Consider the following 9,438-nt stretch of genomic DNA (forward strand, 5'->3'; position numbering starts at 1 on the left):
CGCTGGTCCCCGGGGCTGCCGTGACCGGCCGGACGGACGCCGTTGATCGGATCGATGGGCTTGGGCATAGTGTGCACGCCCCCGGTGCCCACCGGTGGGAATGCGGTTTCGCCGGCCGGCACCAGGACACCGGGAAGCCGATCCGGCCGGCGCTGCGGCTGATGCACGTCTCGGAGGAATCCTGATGATCCCGTTGTCGTACGCGCAGCAGCGGCTGTGGTTCATCGGGCAGCTGGAAGGCCCCAGCGCGACGTACAACGTCCCGATCACCCTCCGGCTGACCGGAGCCATCGACGCCGAGGCGCTGGACGCGGCGCTGCGCGACGTCATCGGCCGGCACGCCGTGCTCCGCACCGTGTTCCCGGTCGCCGACGGGCAGCCGCACCAGCGGATCGTCCCGCTCGAGGACCTCGACCGGGCCCTGCGCGTCGTCGAGGTGGCCGCCGCGGACGTGCCGGCGGCGGTGGACGCGGCCGCCGGGCACGTGTTCGACCTCGCCGCCGAGATCCCGATCCGCGCCACGCTGATCTCGTCCGGGCCGCACGAGCACGTGCTGATGGTGGTGATGCACCACATCGCCGGCGACGGCTGGTCGAAGGCGCCGCTGGCGCGGGACCTGTCCACCGCGTACGCCGCCCGCCGCGCCGGCCGGGCCCCGGACTGGGAACCGCTGCCGGTCCAGTACGCCGACTACGCCCTCTGGCAACGGGAGCTGCTCGGCGACGAGTCCGACCCGGACAGCCTCATCGCACGGCAGGTCGCGTACTGGCGCGAGACCCTCGAAGGGGCCCCGGAGGAGCTGACGCTGCCCGCGGACCGGCCGCGCCCGCTCGTCGCCGGCCACCGCGGCCACCAGGTCCCGGTCGAGGTGCCCGCCGACCTGCACGCGCGGCTGGCCCGCCTCGCCCGGGCGCAGGGCGTCACCATGTTCATGCTGCTGCAGGGCTCCCTGGCGGTCCTGCTGTCCAAGCTCGGCGCCGGCTACGACGTCCTGACCGGCTCGGCCGTCGCCGGGCGTACCGACGAGGCGCTGCACGACCTGGTCGGGTTCTTCGTCAACACCCTCGTGATCCGGACCGACCTGACCGGCGACCCGACGTTCGAGCAGATCCTCGCCCGGGTCCGCACCACGAGCCTGGGCGCGTTCGCGCACCAGGACGTCCCGTTCGAGCGGCTCGTCGAGGAGCTGGCCCCGGCCCGGTCCCTGGCCCGGCACCCCCTGTTCCAGGTCATGCTGACCGTGCAGAACACCGCGAACGCCGCCCTCGACCTGCAGGGGCTGGACGCGGCCGGCGTCGCCACGGAGCACGCGACGGCGAAGTTCGACCTGGACCTGACGGTCGCCGAGATCGAGGACGCGGCGGGCGCGCCGGCCGGGCTGCGGGGCTGGGTCACCGGCTCGGCGGACCTGTTCGACGCGGCGTCGGTGGCGTCGATCGCCCGGCGCTGGGTCCGGGTCCTGGCGGCGGTCGCCGCCGACCCGGCGCTGCCGCTGTCCGCGGTGCAGGTCCTCGACCCGGCCGAGCGCGAGCTGCTCCTCACCGGCTGGAACGACACCGCGACACCGCTGCGGGCCGACCTCGTCCCCGCGCTGTTCGCCGAGCAGGTCGCGCGGACCCCGGACGCGGTCGCGGTCGTGCGCGACGGCGTCGCACTGTCCTATGTGGACCTGGACACCCGCGCGAACCGGCTCGCCCACCGGCTGGCCGCCGCCGGGGTCGGCCCCGACTCGGTCGTGGGACTGTGCCTGCCCCGCGGCGTCGACGTCGTGGTCGCGCTGCTGGCGGTGTGGAAGGCCGGCGGCGCCTACCTGCCCGTCGACCCGGCGTTCCCGGCCGAGCGGATCGGCTTCATGCTCGCCGACGCGGGCGCGGTCTGCGTCGTGTCCGACCGTCCCGTGGCGGCGCCCGGTGTGCCGGTCGTGCACCCCGGCGACCCGGACCTGGCCGGCCTGCCCGGCAGCGCCCCCGCGGCGCGGATCCTGCCGGACCACCTCGCGTACGTCATCTACACGTCCGGCTCGACCGGCACCCCGAAGGGCGTCGCCGTCACCCACGGCGGCCTGACCAACTACGCGCAATGGGCCGCCGCCGAGTACGGGCCGGCGGGCCGCGGCGTGGTCCTGCACTCCTCGCTCGCCTTCGACCTGACCGTGACGAGCGTCGTCGTGCCGCTCATCACCGGGTCGCCGGTCGTGGTCGCCGCCGGAGGCGGCCCCGAGGCCCTCGCCGACCTGGTCAACGCCACCGCCGGGTTCGACGTGCTCAAGGTCGTGCCGGCGCACCTGCCCCTGCTCGCCGAGCTGGTCACGGTGCAGGCGGCCGCGCGGGTCCTCGTCGTCGGCGGCGAGGCGCTGACGGCGGGCCCGGTCCGCCAGTGGCTGGACCGGGCACCGGATTCGGTGGTGGTCAACGAGTACGGTCCGACGGAGACCGTCGTCGGGTGCTGCGTGCACCGCGTGACGGCGGGGCAGCCGATCGACGGCGACGTCGTGCCGATCGGCCGCCCGATCGCCAACACCCGCCTGTACGTCCTCGACGAGCGCCTGCGGCCGGTGCCGGCCGGGGTCGCCGGAGAGCTGTACATCGGCGGCGCCCAGGTCGCTCGCGGCTACGCCGGCCGGCCCGGCCTGACCGCGAACCGGTTCGTCGCCGACCCCTTCGGCAGTGGCGACAGTGGCCGGCTCTACCGGACCGGCGACGTCGTGCGCCGGACCGCCGGCGGGGACCTGGTCTACCTCGGCCGGTCCGACGAGCAGGTGAAGCTGCGCGGGTTCCGGATCGAGCCCGCCGAGATCGAGGCCGTCCTCGCCGGCCACCCACAGGTCGGCCAGGCCGCGGTCGTCGTGCGCGAGGACACCCCCGGTGACCGGCGCCTCGTCGGCTACGTCACCGGCACCGCCGACGGCGCGGCGCTACGGGAGCACGCCGCCGCGCGGCTGCCCGAGCACATGGTGCCCGCCGCCGTCGTCGTCCTCGAGGCGTTGCCGCTGACCGCCAACGGCAAGCTCGACCGCAGGGCACTGCCGAAGCCGGTCTTCGCGGGCGGCGCCGGCCGCGGACCGGCGAACGCCCGCGAGGAGATCCTCTGCCAGGCGTTCGGTGAGCTGCTCGGCGTCGACACGGTCGGCGTCGACGACAACTTCTTCACCCTCGGCGGGCACTCCCTGCTCGCCGTCCGCCTCGTCGAGTGGCTGCGGGTCCGCGGTGTGGCCGTGTCCGTCCGGGCGCTGTTCCTCACCCCGACCCCGGCCGGGCTCGCCGCGGCGGCCGGCATCGCGGCGACCGAGGTCCCCGCCAACCTGATCCCCACCGGCGCGACGGCCATCACTGCGGAGATGCTGCCCCTCGCGGACCTGACCCAGGCGGAGATCGACCTCGTCGTCGGCGCCGTCGACGGCGGCGCGGCGAACGTCGCCGACATCTACCCCCTGGCCCCGCTGCAGCAGGGCATCCTGTTCCACCACCTCCTCGCCGGCGGCGGCGAGGACGACGTGTACGTCGCGCCGACGGTCCTCGAGTTCGCCGACCGCGACCGCCTCGACCGGTTCGCGGCCGCGCTGCAGCGGGTCATCGACCGGCACGACGTGCTGCGCACCTCCGTCGTGTGGGCCGGGCTGCGCGAACCGGTCCAGGTCGTGTGGCGGTCGGCGACGCTGCCCGTCACGCAGACCGGCCCGGCGGCCGGCGCCGACGAGATCCTCGCCGCGGTCGGCCTGTCGATGGACCTGGGCCGGGCGCCGCTGCTGGACCTGCACGTCGCCGAGGCACCCGGCGGCCGCTGGCTGGGGCTGCTGCGCGGCCACCACGTCGTGCAGGACCACGTCGCCCTCGACGTCGTGCTCGGTGAGATCCAGACGGTGCTGTCCGGGCGGGCCGCGACGCTGCCGGCGCCGCGCCCGTTCCGCGACTTCGTCGCCCAGACCAGGTCCGCGGCCGCCACCGGCGACCACGACGCGTTCTTCCGCGACCTTCTCGAGGGCGTCGACCAGCCGACCGCCGCCTACGGCGTCACCGACGTGCGCGGCGCCGGCACCGGCATGCGGCGCGCCCACGCGGAGCTCGACCCCGCCGTCTCCGCCCGGCTGCGTGACGCCGCCCGGCGGCTCGGGTCGAGTCCGGCGACGCTGCTGCACGTGGCGATGGCGCGGCTCCTCGCCGTCGTCGCCGACCGCGACGACGTCGTCTTCGGCACCGTGCTGTTCGGGCGGATGAACGCCGGCGCGGGCGCCGACCGCGCGCCCGGCCTGTTCATCAACACGCTGCCGGTCCGCGTCGACACCGCCGGCCAGGACGTCGCCGGGGCCGTCTCCGCGATGCGCACCCAGCTCGCCGGGCTGCTCGAACACGAGCACGCCCCGCTCACCACCGCCCAGCGGGCCAGCGCCCTCCCGGCCGACGAGCCGCTGTTCACCACCCTGTTCAACTACCGGTACCAGGCAGGCGGCGACCCGGACGGCGGCGGGTTCGCCGGCATCCGCAAGCTGTACTCCCGCGACATCACCAACTACCCGCTGACCGTGTCGGTCGACGACCACCCCGCCGGGTTCGGCATCGTCGTCGACGCCGTCGGGCCGATCGAACCCGACGCCGTCGCCGGGATGCTCCGCACCGCCGTCGGCAACCTCGTGGCGGCCCTCGACGGGAACCCCGGGCTGCCGCTGCCGGCCGTCGGCGTCCTCGCCGAACCCGACCTGGACCGCCTGCTGCGGCAGTGGAACGACACCGGGTTCGCCGCGCCGGACGCGACGGTCCCGCAACTGTTCGCCGCCCAGGTGGCGCGGACCCCGGACGCGCCGGCGGTGCTGTGCGGCCCGGCCGTCGTCACGTACGCGCAGCTGGACGCCCGCGCGGACACGGTGGCGCGGGCCCTCGCCGACGCCGGCGTCGGACCCGAGTCCGTGGTGGCGCTGTGCCTGCCGCGCGGCGCGGACATGGTCGCCGCGGTCCTCGGCGTGTGGAAGGCCGGCGGCGCCTACCTGCCCGTCGACCCGGCGTACCCGGCGGAGCGGATCGCGTTCATGCTCGCCGACGCGGCACCGGCGTGCGTGCTCACCGCGGCCGGCTTCCCCGCCCTCGCCGCCGCCGCCGTCCCGGTCATCGCCGTCGACGACCTGCCGCCGACCGACGGCGGGCCGGTGCCGGTGGCCGCGGGCCCGGGGTGCGCGGCCTACGTGATGTACACGTCCGGGTCGACCGGCGTGCCGAAGGGCGTCGTGGTCGAGCAGCGATCCGTGGCGGCGCTGGTGACCTGGGCCGCCGCCCGCTTCGGCGACCGCTTCGGGCGGGTGCTGGCGGCGACGTCGCTGAGCTTCGACGTGTCGGTGTTCGAGCTGCTGGGCCCGCTGTGCTGCGGCGGGTCGGTCCGGGTCGTCGACGACCTCCTCGCCCTCGCCGACACCGCGATCGACGACGTGACCCTGGTCAGCGCGGTGCCGTCGGCGCTGGTGCCGGTCGTCGGCTCGGTCTCCGCCGACGCGATCGTCCTGGCCGGGGAGGGTCTGTCGGCGCCGGTCCTGGACACCATCAAGACCGCCGTGCCGGGCGCGGCCGTCGCGAACATCTACGGCCCGACCGAGGCGACGGTGTACGCCACGGCATGGCACGACGACGGGACCACCCGCTCCGTCCCGCCGATCGGGCGGCCGATCGGCGGCGCCCGGGCGTACGTCCTCGACGAACGCCTCACGCCGGCGCCCGCCGGGGTTGCCGGTGAGCTGTACCTCGCCGGTTGCGGTGTCGCGCGCGGGTACGTGAACCGGCCCGGACTGACGGCCGAGCGGTTCGTCGCCGACCCGTTCGGGCCCGGACGGCTGTACCGGACCGGCGACGTCGTGCGCTGGAACGCCGACGGCGAACTCGTGTACCTCGGCCGTGCCGACCAGCAGGTGAAGATCCGCGGGTTCCGGATCGAACCCGGTGAGATCGAGGCGGTCCTGGTCGCGCACCCGCGGGTCGCCCAGGCCGCCGTCGTCGCCCGCGAGGACGCCGGTGGCGACAGGCGCCTCGTCGCCTACGTCGTGCCCGCCGACGGCGCCGCCGGGAGCACCGGCCTGCCGGCGACGCTGCGCGGGTTCGCCGCCGAGCGGCTCCCCGAGTACATGGTCCCCGCCGCCGTGGTCGTCCTTGCCGCGCTGCCGCTGTCGCCGAACGGGAAGCTGGACCGCAAGGCGCTGCCGGCCCCCGACTTCGCCGCGAACGCCGGGACCGGCCGCGGCCCCGCCGACGTCCGCGAGGCTCTGCTGTGCCTCGCCTTCGCCGAGGTCCTCGGCATCGACGCCGTCGGCGTGGACGACGACTTCTTCGCCCTCGGCGGCCACTCGCTGCTCGCGGTGCGGCTCACGAGCCGCGTCCGGGCGGTCTTCGGCGTGGAGCTGCCGCTGCGCGCCCTGTTCGAGGCGCCGACCCCGGCCGGGCTCGCGCGTCGGCTGCCGGGCGCCGCGGCGGCCCGTCCCGCGCTGGAGCTCCGGCAGCGGCCCGACCGGCTGCCGCTGTCCTACGCGCAGCGCCGCCTGTGGTTCCTGGAGCAGCTCGACGGGCCGAGCCCCACGTACAACCTCCCGATGGTCCTCGGCCTCGCCGGCGACGTCGACGCGGACGCCCTCGCCGCCGCCCTGCTGGACGTGATCGGCCGGCACGAGGTGCTGCGCACCGTGTTCCCGACCGTCGACGGCGAGCCGCTGCAGCACGTGATCCCGGTCGAGGACCTCGACTGGGACCTCCACCGGGGCGACGTCGCCGACCTCGAGGCGGCGGTCGGGCACGCCTTCGACCTGGCCGTCGAGCCGCCGATCCGGGCGTGGCTGCTCATCGGCGGCGGCCGGACGGTCCTCGTCGTGGTCGTGCACCACATCGCCGGCGACGGCTGGTCCCGGGGCCCGCTCGCCGCCGACGTCTCCACGGCCTACCGGGCCCGGCTGGCCGGTCACGCCCCGGCGTGGCGGCCACTGCCGGTCCAGTACGCCGACTACGCGCTCTGGCAGCGTGACCTGCTCGGCGACGAGACCGACCAGGACAGCGTCATCGCCCGGCAGGTCGCCTACTGGCGCGACGCCCTCGCCGGCACCCCGGAAGAGCTGACCCTTCCCACGGATCGGCGCCGTCCGGCCGTCGCCGGGCGTCGCGGGCACGTGGTGCCGGTGCGGCTGGACGCGGCCACGCACGCGCGGCTGCTCGCCGTGGCGCGGGCCGAGGGCGTCACCGTCTTCATGCTGCTGCAGGCCGGTCTCGGGGTGCTGCTGTCGAAGCTGGGCGCCGGGACGGACGTCCCGATCGGCGCGGCCGTCGCCGGGCGTACCGACCAGGCGCTGGACGATCTGGTCGGGTTCTTCGTCAACACGCTCGTCGTGCGGACGGACGTCTCGGGGGATCCGACGTTCGCGGAGCTGCTCGCCCGGGTGCGGGAGACGACCCTGGCGGGGTTCGAGTACCAGGACGTGCCGTTCGAGCTGCTCGTCGAGGAGCTGGCACCGGTCCGCTCCCTGGCCCGGCACCCGCTGTTCCAGGTGATGCTGACCGTGCAGAACACGGCCGGCGCGACCCTGGACCTGCCCGGTGCCGACGTGGACGGTCAGGTCGGACCGGCGTCCGCGGTCACGGCGGCGAAGTTCGACCTCGAGTGGAGCGTCACCGAATCGTTCGACGGTGATGGCCGCCCGGCGGGGCTGCACGGCGTGCTGATCGGGTCGGCGGACCTGTTCGACGCCGGGTCCGTGGCGGTGCTGGGGGAGCGGTGGGCGCGGGTCCTGGAGGCGGTGCTGGCGGACCCGTCGGCGCCGGTGTCGGCGGTGAGCGTGCTGGACCCGGCGGACCTGGACCTGGTGCTGCGGGCGTGGAACGACACCGTCGCGGAGGTGCCGTCGGCGACGCTGCCGTCGCTGTTCGCGGCGCAGGTGGCGCGGACCCCGGATGCGCTGGCGTTGGTGTTCGAGGGTTCGTCGGTGTCGTACGCGGAGTTGGACCGCCGCGCGAACCGTCTGGCGCGCCGGCTGATCGCTGACGGTGTGTGCGCGGATTCCGTGGTGGGTGTGTGCCTGCCTCGTGGGGTGGACATGGTGGTGGCGTTGCTGGCGGTGGTGAAGGCAGGTGGCGCGTATCTGCCGATCGATCCGGATCTGCCGGCCGAGCGGGTCGCGTACATGAGCCAGGGTGCCGTTCTCGTATTGACCAGCGTCGACGCGGAAGGGTGTCCCGACACTGATCCGGGCATCGAGGTGCTGCCGGCTCAGGCTGCGTACGTCATCTACACGTCCGGCTCGACCGGTCTGCCCAAGGGCGTGGTGGTGCCGCACGAGGGCATCGTGAACCGCCTGGTGTGGATGCAGTCCAGGTTCGGGCTGGCCGAGGGCGATCGGGTGCTGCACAAGACCCCGTTCGGGTTCGACGTGTCCGTGTGGGAGCTGTTCTGGCCGTTGATCCAGGGCGCGACGATGGTGATCGCGAAGCCGGGCGGTCACCGCGACCCGTCCTACATCGCGGCGTTGATCTGCGATGACCGTGTCGACACTGTTCACTTCGTCCCGTCGATGCTGGAGGCGTTCCTCGCCGCGCCGGAGGCGGCGGAATGCACCGGGCTGCGGCGGGTCGTCTGCTCCGGTGAGGCCCTGGGTACTGCGGTCCGGGACCGGTTCTTCGAGGTGCTGCCGGGCGTCGGCCTGTTCAACCTGTACGGCCCGACCGAGGCGTCCGTGGACGTCACCGAGTTCGAGGTCCTGCCGGACGCGTCACCGGTGGTGCCGATCGGGAAGCCGGTGTTCAACACCCGCGTCTACGTCCTGGACGACCGCCTCGCCCCAGTGCCGGTGGGCGTCGCGGGCGAGTTGTACCTGGCCGGTGTCCAGCTGGCTCGCGGTTACGCGGGCCGGCCCGGTCTGACGGCCGAGCGGTTCGTCGCGGACCCGTTCGGCAGCGGGGAGCGGCTGTACCGTACAGGTGACGTGGTCCGCTGGTCCGCCGACGGTGACGTCGTCTATCTGGGCCGGGCGGACGAGCAGGTGAAGGTCCGTGGGTTCCGGATCGAGCCCGGTGAGATCCAGGCGGTCCTGGCCGCGCACCCTGACGTCGAGCAGGCCGCGGTCGTGCTCCGCGACGACCGGCTCGTCGCCTACGTGGTCGGCCAGGTCGACGGGCTGCGGGAGTTCGCGGCGGCGCGGCTGCCGGAGTACATGGTGCCGTCCGCATTCGTGACCCTCGACGCGCTGCCGGTCACTCGCAACGGCAAGTTGGACCGCAAGGCGCTGCCGGCGCCGGAGTTCGCGGCCGGGACTGGGCGCGGCCCCGCCAACGCCCGAGAGGAGCTGCTCTGCCAGGCGTTCGCCGAGGTGCTCGGTCTCGACACCGTCGGGGTCGACGACGACTTCTTCGCGCTCGGCGGGCACTCGCTGCTCGCGGTGCGGCTGGTCGAGTGGCTGCGGGTCCGCGGCGTTTCGGTGTCGGTGAA

General features: G+C 74.8%; 1 protein-coding gene. It reads left to right on the plus strand.

Translation table 11 applies throughout. The annotated features are described in order from the left end of the window. Positions 1–184: 184 nt before the first annotated feature. The coding region (locus AB0I21_RS53140) for an amino acid adenylation domain-containing protein (protein ID WP_360573020.1) at positions 185–9,438 on the plus strand (9,254 nt) is incomplete at its 3' end.

The organism is Dactylosporangium sp. NPDC050588 (assembly GCF_040654975.1).
In the GTDB taxonomy this organism is placed as follows: Bacteria; Actinomycetota; Actinomycetes; order Mycobacteriales; family Micromonosporaceae; genus Dactylosporangium; species Dactylosporangium maewongense.